Annotated in this window: 22 protein-coding genes; 17 read left to right on the top strand and 5 right to left on the bottom strand. The window is 71.1% G+C overall.

The genetic code is table 11. The features are described 5' to 3' along the window. Positions 1-1,007: 1,007 nt before the first annotated feature. Complete coding sequence (locus tag Dfulv_RS41685; protein WP_259859334.1) at positions 1,008-2,591, top strand: S8 family peptidase; 1,584 nt, start codon at positions 1,008-1,010, stop codon at positions 2,589-2,591. A gap of 5 nt (positions 2,592-2,596) precedes the next feature. On the opposite strand, the gene Dfulv_RS41680 is transcribed toward Dfulv_RS41685, so the two are convergent. From Dfulv_RS41680 to Dfulv_RS41665, 4 genes are all read right to left on the bottom strand, one after another. After that, a complete protein-coding gene (locus Dfulv_RS41680) occupies positions 2,597-3,313 on the bottom strand; it encodes a GAF and ANTAR domain-containing protein (RefSeq protein ID WP_259859333.1) in 717 nt (238 codons plus the stop codon). Positions 3,314-3,397: 84 nt separating this feature from the next. Next, entirely contained in the window at positions 3,398-4,546 is a 1,149-nt protein-coding gene (locus Dfulv_RS41675; RefSeq protein ID WP_259859332.1) for a SigB/SigF/SigG family RNA polymerase sigma factor, read from the bottom strand. A gap of 170 nt (positions 4,547-4,716) precedes the next feature. Further along, entirely contained in the window at positions 4,717-5,451 is a 735-nt protein-coding gene (locus Dfulv_RS41670) for an ATP-binding protein (RefSeq protein ID WP_259859331.1), read from the bottom strand. Between the two features lie 69 nt (positions 5,452-5,520). Next, complete coding sequence (locus Dfulv_RS41665) at positions 5,521-6,222, bottom strand: phosphoribosyltransferase (RefSeq protein WP_259859329.1); 702 nt, start codon at positions 6,220-6,222, stop codon at positions 5,521-5,523. A 303-nt stretch (positions 6,223-6,525) separates the two neighbouring features. On the opposite strand from Dfulv_RS41665, the gene Dfulv_RS41660 reads away from it, so the two are divergent. Beyond that, the gene (locus Dfulv_RS41660; protein ID WP_259859328.1) at positions 6,526-7,005 is read left to right on the top strand and encodes a phosphatase domain-containing protein; all 480 of its coding nucleotides are present in this window, start codon (positions 6,526-6,528) and stop codon (positions 7,003-7,005) included. Positions 7,006-7,012: 7 nt separating this feature from the next. Here Dfulv_RS41660 and Dfulv_RS41655 read toward each other — a convergent pair whose 3' ends face one another. Next, positions 7,013-9,223, bottom strand: a complete 2,211-nt coding sequence (locus tag Dfulv_RS41655; protein ID WP_259859327.1) for a putative bifunctional diguanylate cyclase/phosphodiesterase — start codon at positions 9,221-9,223, stop codon at positions 7,013-7,015. 130 nt (positions 9,224-9,353) lie between these two features. On the opposite strand from Dfulv_RS41655, the gene Dfulv_RS41650 reads away from it, so the two are divergent. From Dfulv_RS41650 to Dfulv_RS41580, 15 genes are all read left to right on the top strand, one after another. Next, positions 9,354-9,827 carry a hypothetical protein gene (locus Dfulv_RS41650; RefSeq protein WP_259859326.1) on the top strand — a complete coding sequence of 158 codons (474 nt, stop codon included), beginning with the start codon at positions 9,354-9,356 and terminating at the stop codon, positions 9,825-9,827. Positions 9,828-9,845: 18 nt separating this feature from the next. After that, entirely contained in the window at positions 9,846-10,562 is a 717-nt protein-coding gene (locus tag Dfulv_RS41645; RefSeq protein WP_259859325.1) for a class E sortase, read from the top strand. Between the two features lie 134 nt (positions 10,563-10,696). Continuing rightward, a complete protein-coding gene (locus Dfulv_RS41640) occupies positions 10,697-13,810 on the top strand; it encodes a chemotaxis protein CheW (RefSeq protein ID WP_259859324.1) in 3,114 nt (1,037 codons plus the stop codon). Positions 13,811-13,812: 2 nt separating this feature from the next. Next, on the top strand, positions 13,813-14,268 hold the full coding sequence (locus Dfulv_RS41635) for a chemotaxis protein CheW (protein ID WP_259859323.1): 456 nt from the start codon (positions 13,813-13,815) through the stop codon (positions 14,266-14,268). After that, positions 14,268-15,809: a methyl-accepting chemotaxis protein gene (locus tag Dfulv_RS41630; RefSeq protein ID WP_259859322.1), complete on the top strand. Its 1,542-nt coding sequence runs from the start codon at positions 14,268-14,270 to the stop codon at positions 15,807-15,809. Before Dfulv_RS41635 ends, Dfulv_RS41630 begins: the two co-directional genes overlap by 1 nt. 108 nt (positions 15,810-15,917) lie before the next feature. Beyond that, on the top strand, positions 15,918-16,805 hold the full coding sequence (locus Dfulv_RS41625; protein WP_259859321.1) for a hypothetical protein: 888 nt from the start codon (positions 15,918-15,920) through the stop codon (positions 16,803-16,805). A 158-nt stretch (positions 16,806-16,963) separates the two neighbouring features. Then, positions 16,964-18,172 carry a chemotaxis-specific protein-glutamate methyltransferase CheB gene (gene cheB, locus Dfulv_RS41620; RefSeq protein ID WP_259859320.1) on the top strand — a complete coding sequence of 403 codons (1,209 nt, stop codon included), beginning with the start codon at positions 16,964-16,966 and terminating at the stop codon, positions 18,170-18,172. Continuing rightward, positions 18,169-19,026: a CheR family methyltransferase gene (locus Dfulv_RS41615; protein ID WP_259859319.1), complete on the top strand. Its 858-nt coding sequence runs from the start codon at positions 18,169-18,171 to the stop codon at positions 19,024-19,026. The genes cheB and Dfulv_RS41615 overlap by 4 nt, the downstream gene beginning before the upstream one ends. A 6-nt stretch (positions 19,027-19,032) precedes the next feature. Then, on the top strand, positions 19,033-19,434 hold the full coding sequence (locus Dfulv_RS41610; protein WP_259859318.1) for a response regulator: 402 nt from the start codon (positions 19,033-19,035) through the stop codon (positions 19,432-19,434). After that, positions 19,431-19,904, top strand: a complete 474-nt coding sequence (locus Dfulv_RS41605; RefSeq protein WP_259859317.1) for a chemotaxis protein CheX — start codon at positions 19,431-19,433, stop codon at positions 19,902-19,904. Before Dfulv_RS41610 ends, Dfulv_RS41605 begins: the two co-directional genes overlap by 4 nt. Continuing rightward, positions 19,901-20,263 (top strand): response regulator, encoded by a 363-nt coding sequence (locus Dfulv_RS41600; RefSeq protein ID WP_259859316.1) that lies wholly within the window; start codon positions 19,901-19,903, stop codon positions 20,261-20,263. Before Dfulv_RS41605 ends, Dfulv_RS41600 begins: the two co-directional genes overlap by 4 nt. 8 nt (positions 20,264-20,271) lie before the next feature. Next, positions 20,272-20,754 carry a hypothetical protein gene (locus Dfulv_RS41595; RefSeq protein ID WP_259859315.1) on the top strand — a complete coding sequence of 161 codons (483 nt, stop codon included), beginning with the start codon at positions 20,272-20,274 and terminating at the stop codon, positions 20,752-20,754. 302 nt (positions 20,755-21,056) lie between these two features. Beyond that, positions 21,057-21,521 (top strand): hypothetical protein, encoded by a 465-nt coding sequence (locus Dfulv_RS41590; RefSeq protein ID WP_259859314.1) that lies wholly within the window; start codon positions 21,057-21,059, stop codon positions 21,519-21,521. Positions 21,522-22,591: 1,070 nt separating this feature from the next. Continuing rightward, the gene (locus tag Dfulv_RS41585) at positions 22,592-23,617 is read left to right on the top strand and encodes a LacI family DNA-binding transcriptional regulator (protein ID WP_259859313.1); all 1,026 of its coding nucleotides are present in this window, start codon (positions 22,592-22,594) and stop codon (positions 23,615-23,617) included. Between the two features lie 419 nt (positions 23,618-24,036). Beyond that, positions 24,037-24,225 (top strand): hypothetical protein, encoded by a 189-nt coding sequence (locus tag Dfulv_RS41580; protein WP_259859312.1) that lies wholly within the window; start codon positions 24,037-24,039, stop codon positions 24,223-24,225. Positions 24,226-24,287 lie beyond the last annotated feature (62 nt).

The following is a 24,287-nucleotide window of genomic DNA, read 5'->3' as shown; positions in this document are numbered from 1 at the left end:
GCGCCGTGGGTGGCACGCCGAAGGGTCCACCGCTTCGGGTGCATCGCGTTCGGCGTGATCGCGTCGGCGGCAGACAGGGTTATGGGCGGGCTGTCGTGCCGGGAAGCTGGTCACACCTGGGGGATCCCGCCGCGCTGGCTGGCCGCTGTGCTGGCCGCTGTGCTGGCTGGTTGGCCGCCGCGCTGGCTGGCCGCTGTGCTGGCCGCTGTGCTGGCTGGTTGGCCGCCGCGCTGGCTGGCCGCCGTGCTGGCCGCCGTGCTGGCCGCCGTGCTGGCCGCCCCGGCTTGTCGTCGTCCTGGTTTGCCCGCCGCCCAATCGGGCGTCGTGGTCGGGTGCCGCCCCAGCCGCTCGCCGCTCCAACCGGTCGCCGTTGGTTGGGGTGCTGTTGGTTGGGTGCTGTTGGTTGGGTGCCGTGGTTGTCGGGTGCCGTAGTTGTTGAGTGCCGTGGTTGGGCGTCGTGGTCGGTCGCCCCAATCGGCCGCTGCCCCAATCGGCGCCGCCCCAATGGGGTGCCGTGGCTGGGTGCCGTGGTCTGGCACCGCCCCAATCGGGCGTCGTGGTCGACCGCACAATCGGCCGTCGTCCCGCTTGGGCGTTGTTCCGCTTGGGCGTTGTTCCGCTTGGGCGTTGTTCCGCTTGGGCGCCGTCCCGATCGGGTGCTGGCCTGGTTGGTCGTCGTCCGATTGGGCGTTCGATCGGTCGCTGTCCTGGCCGTAACGAGGACGAGCACCATGTGGGCGGTATGAGTGCCGCAGGTGCGGCTGTGAAAAAAGGAGCTGCCTCGCGGGTCGCGGTGGCCCTAGGGCTGTGCCTCATTGTGCTCCACGGCGTTCCTCGCCGCCAATCAACATCCGCGGTCGCGGTGGGCTGCGTCAGCCGGGTCGGCGGTGGTGCTGGCCGGGGAGGGGACGGCGCAACCTTGCGGCAACTGAACGCCTACAGGCCCAGCACCCTGTGGTTTTCAACATTGGGGCTGCCGATGTCGTCCGGTTGGAAGGGCCTGCCTGATGCGAGTTTTCCTGCGTGCCGCCGTCGTCGTCAGTGTCGCGGCCGGCGGGCTGGCCGGGGTCTCGGCGGCTGCTGTCGCGGCGCCCGCTGAAGGGCGGATCGTCGGGGCGAACGAGGCCGGGGTCATCCGCGATCGTTACATCGTTGTCCTCAAGGACTCCGCCCACGCCGACGCCAGTGTGCTCGCCGGCAAGGTGGGTGGCAAGGTGCGGCGGTCGTTCAGCAAGACCCTCAACGGATTCTCGGCCCAGCTTACGGAAAAGGGCGCCAAGCGCCTCGCCGCCAACCCCCTCGTAGCCTACGTCCAGCAGGACAAGACCGTGAAACTCGCGGACACGCAGTATTCGGCGCCGTGGGGGCTGGACCGCATCGACCAGGCCGGCCTCCCCCTCAGCGGAACGTACACGTACCCCAACGCCGCCTCGAACGTCACCGCCTACGTGCTCGACACCGGGATCCGGACGACGCACAGCGAGTTCGGCGGGCGGGCCCGGTCCGGCTACGACTTCGTCGACAACGACACCGACGCGAGCGACTGCCACGGTCACGGCACACACGTCGCCGGGACGATCGGCGGCACCACCTACGGCGTCGCGAAGGGCGTCCGGTTGGTCGGCGTGCGCGTGCTGGACTGCCAGGGCTCCGGCAGCTACTCCGGCATCATCGCCGGCATCGACTGGGTCACGGCCAACGCGCAGAAGCCCGCCGTCGTCAACATGAGCCTCGGCGGCGGCGCCAGCGCCGTGCTCGACCAGGCCGTCCGTAGCTCCATCGCCGCCGGGGTCACCTACGCCGTCGCCGCGGGCAACGAGAACCAGGACGCCTGCACGGTGTCTCCCGCCCGTACTGCCGAGGCGATCACGGTCGGCGCCGTCGACGCCAACGACACGCGGGCCTCGTTCTCGAACTACGGCGCGTGCGTGGACATCTTCGCGCCGGGCGTGGCGATCACCAGTGCGAGCCGCGCGTCGGACTCCGGCACCACGGTCATGAGCGGCACCTCCATGGCCACGCCGCACGTCGCCGGGGCCGCGGCCCTGTACCTCTCGGCCAACCCGTCGGCCACCCCGGCCGCCGTGCGTGACGCCCTCGTCACCAACGCCGTGCAGAACGCCGTCACCAACCCCGGCGCCGGCTCGCCGAACCGGCTCCTCGTCACCGTCGGCACGCCCGTCCCGGTCGTCGTCCCCACCCCGGTCACCACCCCCGTGACCATGCCGGCCCCGGTGGCCGTGCCCTGCAACGTGCAGCGCAACGACGCCGACGTGGTCGTGCGTGACCGCGGCCAGGGCACCAGCCGTGTGGTCGTCAGCGGCTGCCCCGGCAAGGCGTCGCGGGCGACCCGCGTCGAGGTCCACGTCGTGCACCCCAAGCGCGGTGACCTGGTGGTCGAGCTGATCGCGCCGAACGGCTCGGTGAAGCGGCTCAAGGGCGCCAACAACAGGGACAAGGCGGCCAACCTGAACGCCGTCTACACCGTGAACATGTCGAGCCGCCAGAAGAACGGCGCGTGGAAGCTGCGGGTCCGCGACTCGTACAAGGGTGCCGCCGGCTACCTCGACAGCTGGACGCTGACGGTCTAGGAGGCTCACACGGTGGCGCGGCGCTCCACGGTCTCGACCAGGCGCTGCGCCACCGTCGACAGCGGCAGGTCCAGCCGGCTCGCTGTGCGTTGCAGGCCGTCGAGCGCGGCCTCGGCCGAGCAGCCCCGCTGGACCATCATGATGCCGATGGCCCGGTTCACCGTCTCGCCGTCGGCCAGGGCCTCGGCCAGCGCCGCGTGCAGCCCGGCCTGGCGGCCGCGGTCGAGGACGGCGGCCAGCAGCAGCCCGGCGTGTTCGGCGACCAGCACGGCGGTCAGCCCGACGTCCGCGGTGAACCGGCCCGACTCGGCCGAATACACCGTGAGCGCGCCGACCACCTGCTCGTCGATGTCGACCGGCACGGTGAGCACACCCCGCACACCGGCCGCGAGGGCCCGCTCGCGCCACTCCGGCCAGCGGGTGTCGACGGTGAGATCGTCGCTCAGGATGAGATCCCTGGCGCGGATCGCCTCCATCGAGGGCCCGGTGCCGCTGTGGTACTGGCTGTCGAGAAGCTCCTCGGGCAACTCGGACGACGCCGCCGCGGTCGACGGCCCGCCCGCCCGTACCAACGTCACCGCGCACCATGACGCGCCCTCCACGAGATCGGCCGCGGTGTCGACGAGATCCTCGAGCGCCTCGTCGAGGTCGTCGCTGGCGATGAGGCGTGCGGTGAGCTGTCGCAGCACCGCGGCGATCTCCACCGTGTGGAGGTCAGTCACATTTCCCCCTTCAGCCGCGCAGGCAACAGCATTCGGCGCCCGCACCGGGGGCCTACTACCCGAACGCGGCTGATCTCAATCGTCTCAACCGTCCAGCAATGCCCTCCGCAGGCCGTCGAGTGTCCGGCTCAGCAGCCGGGACACATGCATCTGGGATATTCCCAGGTCAGCGGCGATCTGCGCCTGGGTGCGGTTGCCGTAGAAGCGCAGCGAGAGAATGCGCCGTTCGCGCTCTGGCAGACGGGCGATGAGCGGTTTGATCGCTTGGCGGAACTCCACCCCGTCGATGTCCCGGTCGTCGTCGCCGAGAACGTCGGCGAGCGTGCCGGCGTCGTCGTCCCCGCCGAGCGGCGCGAAGAGCGAGACCGGCCGGTACGCCGAGGACGCGACCAGGGCCTCGAGGATCTGGTCCTCGTCGACCCCGAGATGGTCCGCCACGTCGCGTGGCGTCGGTGACCGGCCCAGGCGCTGGCCGAGCGTGTCGCGGACCCGGTTGATCTCGATCCGCAGCTCCTGGAGCCGGCGGGGGACGTGCACGCCCCAGCCCTTGTCCCGGAAGTACCGCTTCAGCTCACCCACGATCGTGGGCGTCGCGTAGCCGCCGAAGTCGGTGCCGTAGTCCGGGTCGAAGCCGTCGATCGCCTTCATGAGCCCGAGCGCGGCGACCTGGCTGAGGTCGGCCGGTGACTCACCCATCCCGTGGAACCGGCGGGCGAGCCGGTCGGCGAGCGGCAGGCTGTGCTCGATCGCCCGCTCCCGTAACGCGTTGCGCCGCGGGTCGTTCCGGTCCATCGCCGCCGCCTGGCGCAGCAGCTCGTTGACCGTGGTCCACTGGCTCGGCGGATCGGTCTCGTCGCCGTCGGTCTCCTCGACGGGCGGTGACCCGGCCGGCGGGTCGTCGTACGCGCGGAGCTGCTTCGCCGCCCCGATGATCTCGAGGACGTCGAGCACAAGGTCGGTGGCGCCGGGTGCGTGCAGGGCGCCGCCGCGTTCCTGGGCCTCGAGCTGGGCGCGCAGCAGCGTGTCGGCGGCGGCGCAGTCGAGGAGGCGGAGGCGGGAGAGGTCGACGGTCAGGCGCATCTGCCCGGCGTCGAGACGCTCGAACAGCGCAACGCGCAGATCGAGGCTTGCCGCGTAGTCGAGGATTCCGGACGGGCGTAGAACTTCGTCGTCGCCATTGCGCCAGGTCTCCAGTGAAAGTACCGAATCATATCGGTTCTTTTCTATGGGCATTGTCTCCATGGTGGAGACTCCCCCCTATCCCATCGCGTTGCGGGGCAAGGCGATTCGCGGTTGAGCGTGCGGTCTTGGACGTGGGCGGATTTGCTTTCCGCATCACTGTACGCACGGCGAAGTCGCCGATTTCCATGCGAAGGGGTGACCTGCCGGGTGAGGTTTTCCCGTCAAATTCGCAGCGTTGCCCAGACGACTTTGCCGTCGGGTACGGGCGTGTAGCCCCAAGCGGCGGTCAACGCACTGATGACGAGCAGGCCGCGACCGTCCTCGCGCAGGGAGTCGTTCGTGGCACCGGGCCGGGGCAGCGCGGAACTGTGGTCGCGCACGGAGATGTGCAGCCGCCGCCGGCGCAGCCCCACGCAGACCTCCATCTCGGTCCGGGCGTGGCGCACGACGTTGCTGACCAGCTCGGTGACGACCAGCTCGGCGAGGTCGCCGATCCGGCCGACCCCCCACAGCCGGCACGCGCGGCCGACCAGGTGCCGGGCCGCGGCGGTCGCGTCGACCATCGGCTGCAGGGTGGCCCGCAGGCGGTGCGGCGCCGAGGAGTCCGGCCGGTGGGCGAGCGCCGCGTCGGTGGTGGGGAAGAGCGGCACGAGGCGCGCGACCGCCATGCGGTCGAGGGCGGAGGCCAGCGACGGGGGAGCGGCGGCCAGGGTGACGGCGCTGCCGGGCCACGCGGCGGCGTGCTGGGCGAGCGCGGGCAGTACCGTCAACGCCACGTCGTCACGGTGGCGCAGGTCGGCGACGTCCAGCACGATCACCGAGGGCTCGGCCGCGAGACACGCGATGACGGCCGAGCGCAGCGAAGGGCAGGTGTCGACGTCCAGCACGCCTCCGAGGCGCACGACGGTGGCGTCACCCCGCCGCTCGACGCTGGCTCGCAGATCTCCCGCCCTCATGGGGTGATGCTCTACCCGCCCGCGGCGTTATAAACACCACGGGCGGGCAGAGCGCGATTCTTCTGGTGTCTACACCGGTGCGGGTACCTTTTCCGCGCTCCACGCGAGCGTGCAGATCTCCGCCACGTGCGCGTCGGTGAGCGGGGCGAAATTGTTGTAGTAGAGCCCGAGTGCGTGGAATTCGCGCGGGCTGTGGATGTCGAGCACCGCGTCCACGTCGGAGGCGAGGAGGTCGACCGACTCGGCCGCGCACACCGGTGCGGCGAACACGAGGTGAGCCGGCTTGCCCGCCCGCAGGGCCCGCGCCGCCGCCCGGGCGGTCACCCCGGTGGCCAGGCCGTCGTCGACCATCACCACCACCCGTCCGGTCACATCGGGAGCCGGTCGGGTCCCGCGGTAGCGCTCCTGGCGCCGGCGCAGCTCAGCACGCTCGCGCTGGACCGCGGGGGTCATGTCGCTCACGGTGAGCCCGACGCAGGCGAGTTCGCTGCGGTCGAAGACCGGCGGGCCGTTCTCGGCGATCGCCCCGACCCCGTGGTCCGCCTGCCACGGCAGGCCGATCTTGCGTGAGATGACCAGGTCGAAGTCGGCGCCGATGGCCTCGGCCACCGTGTATCCGACCGGGACCCCGCCGCGTGGCAGGGCGAGCACCAGTGGCGTCTGCGCGGTAACGGTGGCCGGGAACTGCCGCAGGTGAGCCGCGACCGTGGTGCCGAGCAAGCGGCCGGCGGCCGTCCGGTCCGCGAAGCGCTCGTGTTCAGGCGGCCACATGGGCGTAGCCTTCCACTCGGGAGCTTTCCACTCGGGAGCCTTCCACTCGGGCGGCCCGGAGGCCGGACACATCGATCCGCATCAAGCGGACACCCCCTTCACTCACGCGGTGAGGTCGGCGACACCAGCACCGTCCCCGTCGTCGCTATGCCGCGGCGCCGCGTTCGGTGCGAAGCCTACCCCTGGCTGACCTGCGAAAATTCGGGAATGGGCGACGAATCCGGGGTGATGGCGGCCCACCGGTCACCACCGTGGCCGGTGCGCCTGGGGTGGTGGTTGGGGTGACTTCGGCAGAATGGCCGGATGGACTCCTCGCTGGCCGTCTTCGACATCGACGGGGTCGTGGCCGACGTCCGGCACCGGCTCCGCCACCTCGACCGCCGCCCCAAGGACTGGGCGCGGTTCTTCGCCGCGGCCGGCCGCGACCCGGCGCTGGAGGAAGGGATCGAGCTCGCCCGGCGGTATGCGCAGGAGCACATCCTCGTCTGGCTGACCGGCCGCCCGGAGCACCTGCGCCAGGTCACGACGGATTGGCTGCACCAGTACGATCTGCCCGCCGAGTTGCTGTTCATGCGCCCGGCCGGGGACCGCCGCCCGGCCCGCGAGTTCAAGGCCGGTCAACTGGCCCGGATGGCGCGGGAATCGACGATCGAGATCGTCGTCGACGACGACCCCGAGGTGGTGGCGAAACTGCGCAAGCTCGGCCACCCCACGCGGCTCGCCGACTGGGTGCCCCACTCGTCCACGCTCCAGACCGCGCAGGAGCGCGAAGGCCGGACCTGACCGGACCCTAGGCCAGCGTGGCCAGGCCGGAGGTCAGCACCGACGACAGCGCCACGGCCGGCATCGGACGGGCGAACAGGAAGCCCTGGGCGAGGCTGCACTCCAGCTCGCGCAGCACGGAGGCCTGGCCCGTCGTCTCGACGCCCTCGGCGACCGGCTGGAGGTACATGCTCCGCGCCAGCTCGACCACCGCGCGGAAGAGCGCCTTGTCCTGGCGTTCCTCGATCCGGGAGACAAACGCCCGGTCGATTTTCAGTACGTCGATCGGCAGCGTCCGGAGGTAGGCGAGCGACGAGTACCCCGTCCCGAAGTCGTCGATCGCGATGCGGATGCCGAAGGCGCGCAGGCGGGCCAGCCGGCGGCTCACCTCGGCCGTCTCCTGCAGCGACGCCGTCACGAGCACCGTCTCGGTGATCTCCAGTACCAGCGCGGTGCCCGGGAGGCCGGTCCGCTTCAGGGTGGCGAGGACCTCGTCGGCGAACTTCGGGTTGCGCAACTGGCGGCCGGAGACGTTGACGGTCACCGAGATCCCGTGCTCCTCGTGCCACGCCCGGGCGTCCGTGCACGCCTGCTCCAGCACCCAGGAGCCGATCCGGCCGATCAGCCCGATCTCCTCGGCGACCGGCACGAACGTCGCCGGCGAGACCGGGGTGCCGTCGGGCGCCGTGAACCGCAGCAGCGCCTCGACCGCGGCGACGCGTGCCGTCCCCACGTCGACCACCGGCTGGTAGTGCACGGCGAAGCCGCCACCGCCGTCAACGGCGGCGCGCAGTTGGTCGGCGAGCACCGTGTGCGCGACGTGCGCCTCGCGCAGCGCCTGGTGATACCGCACGAACCGGTTCCGGCCCGCCTCCTTCGCCGCGTACAGCGCGATGTCCGCGTTCTGCAACGCCTCGCCGGTCGTGACCGGGCGACCCGCGTACGCCCCGATGCTCGCGGTCAGCCGCAGCTCGCGGCCCGCGACCTCGTACGGCCGGGCAAGCTCCGCCACGGCCCGCGCGGCGAGCCCGTCGATCGTGTCCGGCGCGCAGATCACCGCGAACTCGTCGCCGCCGAGCCGGGCGATCACGTCGCCCGGGGAGGCCACCGACCGCAACCGTGCCGTCGCCTCCAGCAGCAGCTCGTCGCCGGCCGGATGGCCGAGCGTGTCGTTGACGTCCTTGAACCCGTCGAGGTCGACGATGAGCAGTCCCAGTTCGCCGGGCGCGTCGACCTGGATCTGGAGGCTCTCGCGGAAGAGATCCCGGTTCGCCAGGCCGGTCAGGACGTCGTGCTGGGCGCGGAAGGCGAGCTCCCGCTGCAGGCTCACGCGCTCGGTGAGCGCCCGCCCGAGGCGCAGCACCAGCGCCACCATCAGCGCGCCGGTGAGGATCGCCTGGACCAGCGCGTGCCGCCACGAGTCCGCACCCGGGCGCAGGAACAGGTCGGCGACGAGCACGGCGGGGCCGAGCAGGGCCAGGCCGACGAAGCCGGCGATCGGCGTGCCGCCCTCGGCCGAGGCGGGGCGGGGCTGCTCACCGGCCCGGCGCACGTCCGGGTGCAGCGTCGCGGCGGCGAGCAGGAAGCTCCAGACGAGCCAGCCGATCGAGGTGACGGAGCTGATCACGGTGGCGCCGCGGCCCAGCACGTACATGACGACGTACGTCGCGTCGGTGAGCACCATCGCGGAGATCGAGCCGAGCAGCAGGAACGCGGCCACGCCGGGCCGCAGCGCGGATCCGAGCCGCAGCAGCAGCGCCACGACCAGCAGCTCGCAGATGGCGAGCAAGGTGATCCCGGCCGTGGTCAACTGGTCCAGCCCGGCGCGGTGCAGCAGCGGGTACAGGACGAAGGCCCACGTCACCTGGGCACTGCCGATCGCGACGATGGACGCGTCGAGGAGCCGGGTGGAGGACCATGGGCGCAGGCGGTGCGCGATCAGCCACAGCCCGGCCGCGGTGAGCGGGTAGGCCAGCAGGTATCCGCTCTGGATCGCGTCCGGCCCGCCGGGGAAGAGGGTGCGGCCGACGGTGCTGGCCGCCGAGACGGCGACCGCCGCCAGCAGCAGCCACCACGCGGTGATCGGCGCGGGCCGGTGGCGGCGCAGCCCGGCGACGCCGGCGGCGGCACACGCGAGCTGCACCGTGACCCAGAACAGGCCGTCGCCGATCGGGGAGCGCGCCGCGGCGACAACAGACGCCACCGAGGCGACCGCCAGGAACCAGAGCCAGATCCGCACACTCCCATGAACCGGTACGGGCGGTGCAGCCGGGTTGCGCGACGGGGTGCATGGCGGATCAGCACTCCGTGGCCGGCACATGGCTGAAGGTCCGCGGGGTCGACCGGTTCGTCCTGCGGTTCACCGGGTCATGCCGCAAACCCTGCCGATCCTGCTGCTCGGACAGGCGCTCGCCAACCGCTCGCTGATCAGCTCGACCGGCCGGATCATCGGCATGAGCGCGGGGCGTCGTGGTCGCCGCGGCCGGCCTGCGGTCCTCTTCGTCGCCGCCGCGGTCGGCTTCCGGCCGTCATCGGCGCCCTGCCCGCGGTGCGCACCTCCGCGCTGCACCCCTGGCCGCGTTGCCCGCGGTGCGCACGTCCGTGCTGCACCCCTGGCCGCGGTGCGCGGCGAGCAACGCGCGGTGCGGGCCGGCTTCCGCTACCTCGCCACGCAGCCGGTCATGCTCGCCGTCGCGCTGGGCGGAACGGTCGGTGCTCGGCTTGCTCTGCGAGGAGAGCGGCGCGCGGCACGCTCGTCCTGGCGGGCGGCATCGGGGTGCTGGCCTGCTGCGCCGGTGCGCTCCACCTCGCGTCCCGCCGAGCGCCCTTATGGCCGGATTTGAAACTCTATAGTGGTATTTATGGGTGCACGGCGAGCACAACGCACGACGCGCCTGCTCCTCGTCGCCGCCGTGGTTCTGGTCGCGTCGGGGGTGGCGCTGACCGGGACCACGGCCTGGAACTGGTGGAGCCGCGTCCGCGAAGTGCGCAGCGCCCAGGAGCGGCTCACCGGCGTGCTGGACAAGCAGTGGGCGGCCGGCGGGCCGGTGCCGTCCGCCCGGCCCCGGCAGGCGGCGGCGATGCCCTTCGCCGGCGGCGCGCGCCCGGCCGCGACACCGCCGGCACCGGCGGCGCCGACGGTCCCGATCGCACGGCTGCACCTGCCGACGCTCGGCCTCGCGCTCGTTGTGGTCGACGGGGTCGACGACGCCGACCTGCTCCTCGGCCCTGGCTACATTCCCGGCACGGCACCGATCGGTACGGCCGGCAACACCGGCATCGCGGGCCACCGGTACCCGGGCGTGTTCTGGGACCTGGACCGGCTGCGGATCGGCGCGCCGGTGCTGCTCGAGACCGGCGACATCTGGTTCGTCTATCGCGTGATGGATGCCGGCGTCGTGGGGCCCGAGCAGCACGAGGTGCTCGGGCCGCCGCCGCCCGGCGCCAACCCGCTGCTCACGCTCGTGACCTGCGAGCCGAAGCTCAGCACGGACCGCCGGCTGATCCGCCAGGCGACGCTCGTGCGCCGCGACCCGCACGACGGCCCACGTCCGGCGGAACTGTCGACGCCGCGCTGATAACACAGCGTCATCCGCCGCTCGCCGAAGCGCAACAAATCTCCTTCACCGGACCGCCGTGGTGCCGATTGTCCCGGTGGGTCCGTCCCGATGCGTGCGTGTGTCCCCGGAGGGGTCGAAAGGAGCGCCTGGCCGTGAGCGAGTTGGGTGACATTGTTCAGGAGTTCCTCGTGGAGTCCCACGAGAACCTCGACCAACTGGACCGGGACCTGGTCGCGCTGGAGGCCCAGCCGGGCTCCCGCGAGCTGCTGTCGTCGATCTTCCGGACGATCCACACCATCAAGGGCACCTCGGGGTTCCTGGCCTTCAACCGGCTCGAGAAGGTGACGCACGTCGGCGAGTCGCTGCTGTCCCGGCTCCGCGACGGCGCCCAGGGGATGACCCCGGCGACCACCGACGCGTTGCTGCGCATGGTCGACACCGTGCGCGGGCTGCTGTCGGAGATCGAGGAGCACGGGCAGGAACTCGAGGGCGACGACTCCGAGGTCGTGGCCGCCGTCAACGCCTGCATCACCGACGGCGCGAAGCCCGCCGCCGCGCCCACCAGGCCGTCGGCCGGTGCCACCCCGGCGGCGCCCGCCGCTCCTGCCGCGCCCGCCGCCACCACGCCCGCCGCCACCGCGGCGTCCGGCGCCCCTACGGCGCCCGCCGCCACCGCGGCACCCGCCACCCTGGCGGCGTCCGCCGCTCCTGCAGCGCCTGCCGCCACTGCGGCACCCGCCGCGCCTGCCGCCACTGCGGCACCCGCCGCGCCTGCCGCCTCTGCCACGTCGGGCGTTCCTGCCGCCGCCGCGCCCGCAGCTTCGGCCGCGCCCGCTGCCTCCGCCGCGCCTGCCGCGCCTGCCGCCTCTGCCGCGCCTGCCGGGCCTGCCGGGCCTGCCGGGCCTGCCGGGCCTGCCGCCTCTGCCGCGCCTGCCGCCTCTGCCGCGCCTGCCGCGCCTGCCGGGCCTGCCGGGCCTGCTGCGCCTGCCGGGCCTGCCGTGTCGGGCGTTCCTGCCGCCGCCGCGCCCGCAGCCTCCGCCGCTCCTGCTGAGTCTGCCGCCGCCGCGTCCGTCGCCTCCCCTGACACGTCCGCTGCCTCCCCTGTCGTGCCTGCGGTCTCCGCGGCGCCTGCTGCCTCCGAACCGGTCGCCGAACCTGTCGTCGAGCACGTCGTCGAGGCGATTGTCGTCGAGCCCGTTGTGGTCCAGCCGGTGATCGTCGAGGCCGCCGCCCAGCCCGCCGGGCCGACGGCCAGTGCCACCCCGGCGCCGCCCGCCGCTCCTGTCGCGCCCGTTGCCTCTGTCGCGCCCGTTGCCTCTGCCGCGTCCGCTGCGTCCGCTGCGCCAGCCGCGCCAGCCGCGTCCGCTGCCGCGCCAGCCTCACCCTCTGCGTCCGCCGCGTCCGCTGCGCCAGCCGCGCCAGCTGCGTCCGCTGCCACGCCAGCCTCACCCTCTGCGCCCGCTGCTCCGAAGCCGGCCGCGGCGTCGTCGAAGCCGTCCGGTGGGCCGGCCGCCGAGCCGGGCGAGGACGGTGTCACCCGGCGCAGCGTCGCCGACCAGTCGATCCGCGTCGACGTCGACCTGCTCGACAAGCTTATGAACCTCGTCGGGGAACTTGTGCTCACCCGCAACCAGCTCGTGCGGGCCATCGGTTCGGTCGCCGACCCGAGCATGACCCGCACCGGGCAGCGGCTCAACCTCATCACCTCCGAACTGCAGGAATCGGTGATGAAGACCCGCATGCAGGCCATCGACCACCTCTGGTCGAAGCTGCCCCGGGTCGTCCGCGACCTGTCGTCGACCTTCGGCAAGCAGATCCGCCTCGCCCAGGAGGGCAAGGAGACCGAGCTCGACCGGTCGCTGCTGGAGGCGGTGAAGGACCCGCTGACCCACCTCGTGCGCAACGCCGTCGACCACGGCATCGAGACGCCGGAGGAGCGCGTCGCCGCCGGCAAGCCCGCCGAGGGCACGCTGACGCTGCGTGCGTACCACGAGGGCGGCCACGTCATCGTCGAGGTCCGCGACGACGGCGCCGGCATCGACCCGGACAAGATCGCCCGGATCGCCGTCGAGAAGGGCCTGGTTTCCCGCGACCATCTCGCGACGATGGACCGGCGCGAGATCCTCGGCCTGGTCTTCCGGCCCGGCTTCTCCACCGCCAAGGCGGTCACCAACGTCTCCGGCCGCGGCGTCGGCATGGACGTGGTGAAGACCAACATCGAGCGCATCGGCGGCGCCGTCGACGTCGACTCCGTCGTCGGTCAGGGCACCATCTGGCGGCTGACGATTCCGCTGACACTCGCCATCATCCAGGCGCTCACGATCGAGTGCGGGCAGGAGCGGTACGTCATCCCGCAGGTCGCCGTGCACGAGCTGGTCTACCTGGACGGTCAGTCCGGCCGGGTGGTCGAGCACGCGATGGGCGCCCCGGTCTACCGCCTGCGCGGCAAGCTGCTGCCGCTGGTGTACCTCGACGACACGCTCGGCCTGGCCCGCGAAGGCAAGCACGACACCGACGTCTACGTCGCCGTCCTCCAGGCCGAGGGCAAGCGGTTCGGCCTTGTCGTCGACCGTGTCCTCAACACCGAGGAGGTCGTGGTCAAGCCGCTCACCTCGCGGTTCAAGGACATCGGCGTCTACGCCGGCGCCACCCTGCTCGGCGACGGGCGGGTCGCGCTCATCCTCGACGTCGCGTCGCTCGCCCGGCGGGCGCACCTGGCCGCCGGTGGGGAGCGCACCGAGGCGGACACCACGGTGCGCCGCGGCCGCGACAACGCCGACCGGCTGCTCATCGCCGGTGTCGGCGACCGCCGCGTCGCCATTCCGCTGGACATGGTCACCCGGCTCGAGGAGTTCCCGGTCGAGCGCATCGAGCGGACCGGCAGCCGGGAGGTCGTGCAGTACCGCGACCAGATCCTGCCCGTGCTGCGCCTCGCGCACCTGCTCGGCGCCTACGAGACGGAGTCCGGCTCGACGGTGCCGGTGGTCGTCTACACCGAAAACGGCCGGTCGGTCGCCCTCGCCGTCGAGAAGATCCTCGACATCGTCGAAGAGGGCCTGGACGACTCCCGCCGCGACTTCGGCGACGACGGACTGCTCGGCTCGGCCGTCATCCAGCAGCGCGTCACGGAACTGCTCGACGTCCGCCGGGCCATTCTCGCCGCCGACCCGATGTTCCACACCTCGATCGATCCGTACGAGCAGCACGACCCGTACCAGAGCAGCACCGACGCCGACTTCACCACCTACCAGCCAGCCGGAGCCTGAGCATGGCCAGCCGCCAATACGCCACCTTCGAGGTCGCCGACCAACTGTTCGGCCTCGATGTCGCCAAGGTCCAGGAGGTCCTCTCCTTCGACCAGTACACGCCCGTACCGCTGGCGCCCGAGTCCGTCGGGGGACTCTTCAACCTGCGAGGCCAGGTGATCGCCGCGGTCGACCTGCGCGTACAGCTCGGCCTGCCGCCGCGGACGAAGAGCTCGGAGCCGGCGATGAACGTCATCGTCAAGACCGACGAGGAGTCGGTGTCGCTGCTGGTCGACCGGATCGGTGAGGTGGTCACGCTCCAGGACGACACGTTCGAGCCGCCACCGGACACGCTGACCGGCCCGAGCCGGCAGCTCATCACCGGCGCGTTCAAGCTCGCCGGCCGGCTGTTGCTGGCGCTGGACACGAACAAGGCCGTCAACACCAACCCGTTCGGCGCCACCCGCGAGGAGAGCTGATGGGCTGGCTCGCCAACCGGAGCGTCCGGGTCAAGCTGCTCGCCGCCGTCGCGATCGCCGCCGTCGTCACCGTTGTCGTCACAGTCCTCGGGCTCAACTCGCTGAGCAGCGCCAACGACCGGATGCGGCAGTTCACGGCCAAGAACAAGCAGTTCGTGGCGCTGGCGGACATGCGGCAGGGCATCGCGGACATCCTCGGCGCCCTGAACCAGGACCAGCAGAAGGCCGCGGACGCCGACCTGGCCGACGCGATCAGCCGGTACCGCGCCGGGTCACCGACGGGTCGGGACGACGACCTCAAGGTGATCGAGGAATCGGTCCAGGGCTACCGGACGGTGCGCGACACCGAGGCGAATCCGGTCGTCGAGGCCGGCCGGATCGACCAGTACGTCCAGATCATGACGGCCAAGGGTCAGCCGTTGCTGCAGAAGGCCAACGACGCGATCGGACGGCTGCAGGACGGGGACGTCGCCGAGGCCGAGCAGTGGCGCGCCACTGCCGAGAGCGACTACACGACCAGCCGAAACCTCATGATCCTGGCGGCCGCCGTCGGGCTGCTCGCCGCGTTCGGCATCGGCCTGTGGGTGACGTCGCTGGTCGTCGCGCCGCTGCGGCGGGTCGCCGACGTGCTCGGCGCCGTGGCCGAGGGCGACCTGAGCCACCGCGTCGACGTGCGCTCCACGGACGAGGTCGGCGTGATGGCCCAGGCGCTCAACAGGGCCACCGAGAGCATGCGTACGACCGTGCAGACGATGGACCAGACCGCGTCCTCGCTCGCGTCCTCGGCGAGCCAGCTCACCGGGATCAGCGCCCAGATCGCGTCCGGCACCGGCGAGGCCAGCGACCAGACGAACGTCGTCGCGGCCGCGGCCGAGGAGGTGTCGCGCAACGTGCAGACGTTGGCGGCCGGCACCGACGAGATGGGTGCCTCCATCCGGGAGATCGCGCAGAACGCGAGCGAGGCGGCGAAGGTCGCGTCGCAGGCCGTCATGGCGGCCGAGTCGACCAACCAGGCGGTGAGCCGCCTCGGTGAGTCGTCGACCGAGATCGGCAACGTGGTCAAGGTGATCACTTCGATCGCCGAGCAGACCAACCTCCTCGCACTCAACGCCACCATCGAGGCGGCCCGGGCGGGTGAGGCCGGCAAAGGCTTCGCCGTCGTCGCCAACGAGGTCAAGGAGCTGGCGCAGGAGACCGCCCGCGCCACCGAGGACATCTCCCGGCGGGTCGAGGCGATCCAGGCCGACACCACGGGCGCGGTCGGCGCGATCGGCGAGATCGGCCAGATCATCGCCCGGATCAACGACTACCAGCTCACCATCGCCTCGGCGGTGGAGGAGCAGACCGCGACGACCAACGAGATGAACCGCAGCGTCAGCGAGGCCGCGACCGGGTCTGCGGAGATCGCCGCCAACGTCTCGAACGTCGCGTCGGCGGCGCAGACCACGTCACGCAACGTGACCGAAGCGCAACGCGCAGCCTCGGAGTTGTCCCGGATGTCGGCCGAGATGCGGTCGCTCGTCGCGCGGTTCAAGATCTGAGCTGCCGGTCGGGTTACACTCGGGGGTGACGCAGGGCTACTGCCCGGCGTCGCCCCCGACCCTTTCGGTGGACAGACCGGGGTGCAGCTGCGTTGCAGACTAGTTGCCATGTACAGCCTGGTTAGCGCCCCCGTTCTCGGCTTCGACCTCTCCCGCCTCCAGGGCGGATCGGCTGCGGCCGATGTGCTGTTGCAGGGCCTGATGCTTACTCAGAGTGATCTCGACGCCGTTGCATCGGCGCGTGCCGACGACTGGGACCGGGCGGACCTCTGGCGGGACGTCGATGCAGCGGCTCAGGAGCGACGCGCCGCCGTCGCTGACACCGGCACCCTGACCGTCATCGAGCGGGCGCCGCTCGGCACGCTCGACGGTCTTCTGCACTGCCTGCGGTACGACGTCCTCGACTGGACGTGGGGCAAGCGCCCGGCGCAGCAGTCGATGCCCGCGCCGCAGGCGCGCACCCCGCGGCAGCGGCAGAGCCCCGTCGCCAGCAAGGCCACCGGCGTGCTCTCCGACGCCGCCGCCGCGGCCTACCTGCGCGAGCTGCTCTCCGACGAGTCCCGGCGCCGGCTGAGCGCCCCGTGGACCGCGGCCCAGCGCGCGCTGCCCGAACGCCGGCACGACCTCGGCCCGCAGCAGGAGGACATCCAGCGCCTGCTCAGCCGCGTCGGCGCCCTGTCGCCCGACGAGATGCGGCGGCTGAACAAGGTCACCGACAGCGCCCGTCCCGGCCTGTCCGACTGGGCGCCCGCGGTGCACTCGGCGTCCTGGGCGGTCTTCCTGTCCGGCCGTGTCCGCGCCGGCGCCGCCGCCCAGCTCCTGCTGGTGCAGGCGCTCGACCGGTCCGGCGTGCCGGTGGCCGACCGCGCCGGCGGCGTGTGGAACCTGCTCAGCGGCGCGGTCCAGGCGTTCATGGTCCGCGACCTGCTCGACTCCGCCACGGCACGGCGACTGCTCGACCCGTACTTCACCGCGATGGGTCCGCTGGCCGGCTGAACCACGCGTCGGAGGCCAGACCGCCCCTGTCCGGGATGCTCCGGGCAGGGGCGGTTCTTTTGGGAATTTCCTTATCGCCGTCAACACAGCGCCGATTAGCCCGCTGGACGTGACGGGCCTCGCAACACCGGAGGCCCCCGGTGCTGGAGGCAAGGCGCGTGATCTCGGTTCTGGTCGTGGACGACTCGGTTGTCGTCCGGCGTCTGATCACCGACGCGCTGAGCGACGACCCCGAGATCCGGGTGGTGAGCACCGCCCCCAACGGCCGTATCGCCCTGACGAAGATCGAGCAGCTGCGGCCCGACCTGGTCACCCTCGACATCGAGATGCCGATCATGGACGGCCTCGAGACGCTGCGCGCGATCCGCGCCCGGTACGCCCGGCTGCCCGTCATCATGTTCAGCACGCTCACCGCCGCCGGCGCCACCGCGACGCTCGACGCGTTGGCCGCGGGCGCCAGCGACTACGTCACCAAGCCGGCCAACGTCGGCAGCGTCGCCGAGTCGATCCGCAGCGTCCGCGAGCAGATCATCCCCCGCATCCACGCGCTGTGCGGCGGCCGCCGGGTCGCGCTGGCGCCGCCGATGCGCCCGACCGCCCCGGCCGGTCCCGGGCGCGGCAACCGCACCCTGGCGCCGTCGCTGGCCCGACCCGGCGGCACGCCACTGCCCGGCGCGGTCCGCTCACCCGGCGCCGCCCCGCACGCGCCGCCGTCCGGTACGCCCGGCGCGCCGCCGATCCGCGCGACGCCCCGCGCCGGCAGCGTCGACGTCGTCACGATCGGCTGCTCGACCGGCGGGCCGGACGCGCTCACCACGGTCGTGCGCGCGTTGCCGGCGAGCCTGTCGGTGCCGGTCGTCGTGGTCCAGCACATGCCGCCCGTGTTCACCAAGATGTTCGCCGAGCGGCTCGACCGTACCGCTGCCTTGAACGTCGTCGAGGCGACCGGCGACATGACCGTCAAGGCGGGCACCGTCTACATCGCACCGGGGGACTTCCACCTGGAGGTCCACCGCCGTGGCGCGGAGGTGGTCACCAAGCTCAACAACGGACCGCCGGAGAACTTCTGCCGGCCCGCCGTCGACGTGCTGTTCCGTTCCGTGGCCCGCGTCTACGGCGGCGCGACCCTGGCCATCGTGCTCACCGGCATGGGGCAGGACGGCAAGCGCGGGGCGGAGCAGTTGCGCTCCGCCGGCGCCGAGATCGTGGCGCAGGACGAGGCGACCTCGGTTGTCTGGGGAATGCCGGGAGCGGTCACGCAGGCGGGGCTCGCCCACGTCGTGCTGCCGCTCGGCGACATCGCGAACCACTTGATCAGCCGTACCGCAGGTGGTCGCGGTGCGAAGTCCATGGAGGTGACCCGATGACCTTGACTGCCCAGGAGTTCGCCTTCATCAGTGCCCTTGTCCGACGCGACGCGGCGATCGTGCTGGAGGCCGGCAAGGAGTATCTGGTCGAGGCCCGGCTGCTGCCGCTGGCCCGCCAGTCCGGCCTGCCGACGGTCTCGGAGTTTGTCAACCTCGCCCAGCAGCGGCCCGAGCCGGAGATCCATCGCAAGATCGTCGACGCCCTGACCACCAACGAGACGTCCTTCTTCCGCGACGGTGAACCGTTCAAACAGTTGGTGGACACGGTACTGCCGGATCTGCTGGCCCGGCGCGCCGCGACGCGCTCGATCAAGGTGTGGTCGGCGGCGAGCTCGAGCGGCCAGGAGCCCTACACGATCGCCATGGTCCTGCAGGACAGCCTCCCGCCCGGCTGGTCCTTCGACATCCTGGGCACCGACATCTCCACCGAGATGCTCACGCGCGCCGAGGCGGGGCACTACACCCAGCTCGAGGTCAACCGCGGCCTGCCGGCACCCTTGCTGGTCAAGCACTTCGAGCGTGTCGGCGCGCACTGGCAGGTCGCGGCGGCCCTGCGCAAGAACGTGTCCTTTCGCCGGCTCAACCTGGCCGCGCCGTTTCCGCCGATGGGCCAGTTCGACATCGTGTTCATCCGCAATGTACTGATCTACTTCGATGTCCAGACGAAACGCACGGTACTGCAGCGGGTCTCCGGCACGCTGCGCCCGGACGGCTGGCTGTTCCTCGGCTCGGCCGAGACGACGATCGGGATCGACGACAGATTCGAGCGCGTGGTCGCTGGGCGCACGTCCGCGTACAAGCTGCGCAATGTGCCGACGGCCGCCGCTCCAGTGAGCGCTGTAGGAAAGGGGTGACGCCAGATGCTCACCATGGTGATCGACGATTCGCGCGCGATGCGCATGATCCTGAAGCGAATCGTGGCACAACTCGGCTTCGATGTGGTCGAGGCCGGCAACGGCCAGGAGGCGATGGACTACCTCAAGGCCAACGTTCTCGACGGCGATGGCGAGATCCCCGGCCTCGCGCTCGTCGACTGGAACATGCCCGAGATGAACGGGCTCGAGTTCGTCACCGCCGTCCGCGCCGAGCCACGGCTGCGCGGGATGACGCTCATGATGGTCACGACGGAGAGCGAACAGAGCCAGATCGTCCGGGCCCTGGCCTCGGGGGCGCACGAGTACGTGATCAAGCCCTTCACTCCGGACGCCATCATCGACAAGCTTGCGCTGCTTGGCCTCGTCCCGAACGGAGTGGCAGCATGACCAACCCCACCGAAGAGGACCTGAAGGTGATCGCCGAGCAGGTCTGGTCCTCCTATCTCGACCTCGACGGGGCGAGTCCACTGGTCCCGACACCGGCGGAGAAACACGTCGCCGACGTCACGGCGTCGGTCTCGGTGACCGGGGCATGGCGCGGCCACGTGCTGGTGAGCTGCTCCGACACGGCCGCCCGCAACGTCGCGGCCGCGTTGCTGAGCATCGAGTTCGACGACGTGGCCGAGGAGGACGTCGCGGACGCCCTCGGCGAACTGGCCAACATCATCGGCGGCAACGTCAAGAGCCTGCTCCCTGAGCCGTGCGCCCTGTCGCTGCCCCACGTGCACGTCGAGGGGGCCTCCGGGCGGTACCCGGCGGTCACCGAGGTGTGCCACCTCGACGGGAGCTGGTTGGACGAGGCCGTCACCGTCACTGTTCTGGAGAGCACCACCGACCTTGCTGGAGCACCCGTATGAAGATTCTCATCGCCGACGACAGCCGGGTCATGCGGCAGATCGTGACCCGCACGCTGCGGCAGGCCGGCTACGAAGGGCACGATCTCGTCGAGGCCTGCGACGGGCAGGAGGCCTTCGACAAGACGGTCGCCGAGAGGCCCGACCTGGTGCTGTCGGACTGGAACATGCCGCACATGACCGGTGTCGAGGTGCTGCGTATGTTGCGCGCCAACGGCAACCAGGTCCCGTTCGGCTTCGTGACGTCGGAGGGCACCCCGGAGATGCGGCAGGCCGCCGAGGACGCCGGCGCGCTGTTCCTGGTCACCAAACCGTTCACGGCCGACACGTTCCGCGACGCACTCGACCCTATTTTGGGATGATATGAACCATGTCGCACGTTCTGCCCGCTCCCAAGGCCGTCAAGGATCTGTTTGACGATCTCCTCGGCCGGCCGGTCACCGTGAGCCCGGCCGATCCGCTCCGCGCGGCCGACATCCCCCGGACCCTGGTCGCCCTCTACACCGACGAGCGCCTGCACCTGAACGCCGTGATCGGGATGGACTTCGAACTCACCGCGTACGCGGGAGCGGCAATCGGGCTGATCCCGCCGGGCGGGGCGGAGGCATGCATCGAAGACAATGAAATCTCCAAGATGATCGGCGAGAACGCCACCGAGGTGTGCAACATCCTGGCCGGCTTGATAAACCGCGAGGGCGCGCCGCGGTTGAAGCTGCACCAGACGTTCCTGCCGGGCGAGGCTCCGCCGGCCGACGCGGTCAACTGGCTGCTGGCCCTGGGCCGCCGCCTGGACCTCAAGGTCGAGGTGTCGGGCTACGGCGCGGGCAAGATCGCGATCGCCCTGGCCGGCTGAAACGCCCGCCCCCGGCGCGATCTGGTGTCGCGTCGGGCGGGCATGCGTCGTGCGCGTGACCGGCCGCGCAGTTCCTCTTCGTCCGAGCCGTTGCGGTGTTCGGTTGGCCACGCTGTTCCTGGGCCGGCCGGTTGTTGCGGTGTTCGGCGGCCGTGCTGTTTCGGCCGGGTTGTTGTGGTGCTTGATTGGCTTGCGCTGTTCTTGGGTTGGCCGGTTGTGTGGTGGTCGTGCTGTTCCTGGGCTGGTCGGGTTGTTGTGGTGCTTGATTGGCTTGCGCTGTTCGTGGGTTGGCCGGTTGCGCGGTGGCCGTGCTGTTCCTGGGCCGGTCGGGTTGTTGCGATGCTCGATTGGCTTGCGCTGTTTCGCTTTCGCCGGTCGGTGTGGTGTTTGTCGGTCGCGTTGTTCCCGTCCGGCCGGTCGCTGCGGTGGCCGGTTGGCTGTGGCGTTGCTCTCGCGGATCGGTGCCGTGTTCGGCCTGCCGCCCGGTGGTCGCCGCACCGGCCGCCCAACGCATTGCCGTGCTGATTGCCGACACCCCGCCCGAACTGGCTGACTCCCACGTCGATCCTGTCGGGTGCCGGCCGCTCGACCCGCTGATGCCGAGGCGCTCGCCCTCTTCGGTCGCAGTGCAAGCCTTCCAGGCGCGATCACCGCGTCACAGCCTGCCATTCGCTGTTCTGTGCGACGAGCCGGCGTTGGACGCGTCGGTTCCTGCAATGTGGGATTCAATCGTCATTGGCGAATGTGATTCGAGCCACTTTTCATGATCCCGAAGACTTGGCGCTGCTCTGGGTGTCGCAAGTCTTCGGGATCATGGGAATTCGACCGCATGTACGACTGTCGATGCACCAAGATGTCCGGAATGTCGGTAACTTCGGCGGACCGTCGAGGACGGATGGCGGTCAATATCGGGTGGTATCGGCAAGTCGACCCCACCGGTGGTCGTCGAGTGGATGGGCTCGCCACTCGGGCGAAGACGGTCACCTGGGTTGCAGGTCGGCCGATCACCGGATGGTGCTGGTCGGAGAACGGTCGCTGCCGGAGTCGACGGGGGTTGGAGGCTGGCTGATCGTGGGGCGGTGGAGGTCGGTCGTCGCCGGGTTGGCCGGGGTCGGCGGTCCTGACCGTCAGGGCGGAGTCCTGAGTCGGTCGAGGGGTCGGAGGGCGGCCGGTTGCGAGCGCCAAGGTCGGAGCCGGCGGCCAGGGCGGCGGGCGGGAGGCCGGGGGTAACGGGAGGTCAGGGGCAGTGGGCGGCCGGGCGGTGGCCCGGGGGCCGTGGGTGACCAGGGCTGATGGCTCGGGGCGGTGGGCAGGAGCCGGTGACCCGTTGGGCAGTGCGTGGAGCGGGAGTCGGTGACTCGCGAGGCGGTGGGTGGGACGGGAGCCGGTGACTCATGAGGCAGTGCGTGGGGTGGGGGCCGGTGACTTACGAGGCAGTGCGTAGGGCGGGAGTCGGTGACTTACGAGGCGGTGCGTGGGGCGGGATTCGGTGACTCACGAGACAGTGCGCGGGGCGGGAGTCGGTGGCTCACGAGGCGGTGCGTGGGACGGGAGTCGGTGGTCTTTGAGCGGTGGGTGGGGCAGCGGGCGGGCGGCGGCCGGGTGGTCGGGTGTGACAGAAGGCGTATGGCCAGGTGGCTGTGGGTTCGATGGTTCCGTTGAAGGCCGGTTCGTCGATGGGTAAGGGCTGAGAGGCGGCCCGTCCGTGGAGCAGCGGTCGCCGATTTGCCCGAAAAATCAGCACAAACGCATGGCCCTGGCTTCAAGATCGTGGAGCGGCGGGTTCAGTGGGCGACATCGTGCAAAAAATTGCGAAGGTATGCACTACGCTTGCGGCATGACTCGACGACTCGCTGAGGTGGCGAAGTACGCCGGCGTGAGCGAGGCGACCGTGAGTCGGGTGCTCAACGGCAAGCCCGGCATCTCAGACGCGACGCGCACGGCGGTGCTGACCGCACTGGACGTGCTCGGCTACGAGCGGCCGACCAAGCTGCGCGGTGAGCGGGCCCGCCTCGTCGGCCTGGTGCTTCCGGAGCTGCAAAACCCGATCTTCCCGGCGTTCGCCGAGGTGGTCGCCGGGGCGCTGTCCAAGCGCGGCTTCACTCCGGTGCTGTGCACCCGGACCGCCGACGGCGTCTCCGAGGCCGACTACGTCGAGATGCTTCTGGACCAGCACGTGTCCGGCATCATCTTCTGCGGCGGTCTCTACCACCAGGCCGCGGCGGAGCACGAGCACTACCATCGTCTGCACGATCGTGGCCTGCCGGCTGTGCTGGTCAACGCCGCGATCGACGACCTCGGCTTCCCGCGGGTGTCGGTCGACGACGGTCACGCGGTCGACCAGGCGTTCAACCATCTCAGCTCCCTCGGCCACAAGCGCATCGGGCTGATCCTCGGGCCGGCCGACCACGCCCCCTCCAACCGCAAGCTCGCCGCCTTCAAGGCCGCCGCGGCGGAGGTGGGCACGGCCGACGAGGGCGACGTCGAGCGGGTGATCTTCTCGATGGAGGGCGGGCGGGCCGGCGCGACCCGGCTCATCAAGCACGGCGTCACCGGCATCATCTGCGCCTCCGACGTGCAGGCCCTCGGTGCGATCCGGGCGGCCCGCCGGCTCGGCCGCGAGGTGCCCGACGACGTGTCAGTGGTCGGCTTCGACGACTCGCTGTTCATGAACTGCACGGACCCGCCGCTGACCACCGTCCGTCAGCCGATCCAGTCGATGGGCCAGGCCGCGGTCACCCTGCTCGTCAGCCAGGTGGCCGGCACGCTGGTGCCGACCGAAGAGATGCTGTTCGAGCCGGAGCTCGTGGTGCGCGGCTCCACGGGCGCGCTGCAGGACGCGAAGGCCGCCACCGCCGCCTGAGCCTAAGTACAAAGGGCGCCACGACTTCTGCCGGAGTCGTGGCGCCCTTTTGCATGCCCGCGCATCGGATTGCCGGGTCTCGGTGCCGTGTCGGCGAGGGGCGGCGGCCGCCCGTCCGGCGTCGGCGGCAGTGGTATTTCGGCCGATTCTCTGCAAGTTGTGGGCTGATGGGAGCGTGCCCGTGCAAGTGTCCGGCGGTGGATGATTAAAATTTTGCAACGAGCCATGGACTTCTTGTGCTGCGTGAGCCTAATCTCGTGCCTACGCCAGGCCGAAACCCTGACGCGATGCGACGGAAACCGATCAGTAACGCGCCTGTAGCACCCCCAGCAGCCGACTCCAGGTTGCGCACCCGGGCGGAGCGGTCCAGGTCGGACGCCCTACTGTCCCGCCCGGCCTCCTACGAAGGAAGGAGTCCATTGCTAGCGATCGCCGACTCATACGAGGAGCCGCACGCCCTCGTCGGCGAGATCTGGCTCCCGGACGCTCCTCGGTTCGCGGACTACCTACGGCCTTTCGGCACGCCGACCGGCCGTCTTCCCGGCGCGGCCAGGGACCTTCCCGATGGCCGACTGCTCAAGGGCACCGCCGTCCGGCTCCGGCTCTGACGGCTGGTCCTCGCCCCAACGATTCCCCCCATCCGATCCGCACCATCCAGGGCCGGATGCCG

This window comes from Dactylosporangium fulvum, assembly GCF_025137375.1.
Classification (GTDB): domain Bacteria; phylum Actinomycetota; class Actinomycetes; order Mycobacteriales; family Micromonosporaceae; genus Dactylosporangium; species Dactylosporangium fulvum.
This window is presented reverse-complemented; position numbering and strand designations above follow the sequence as displayed.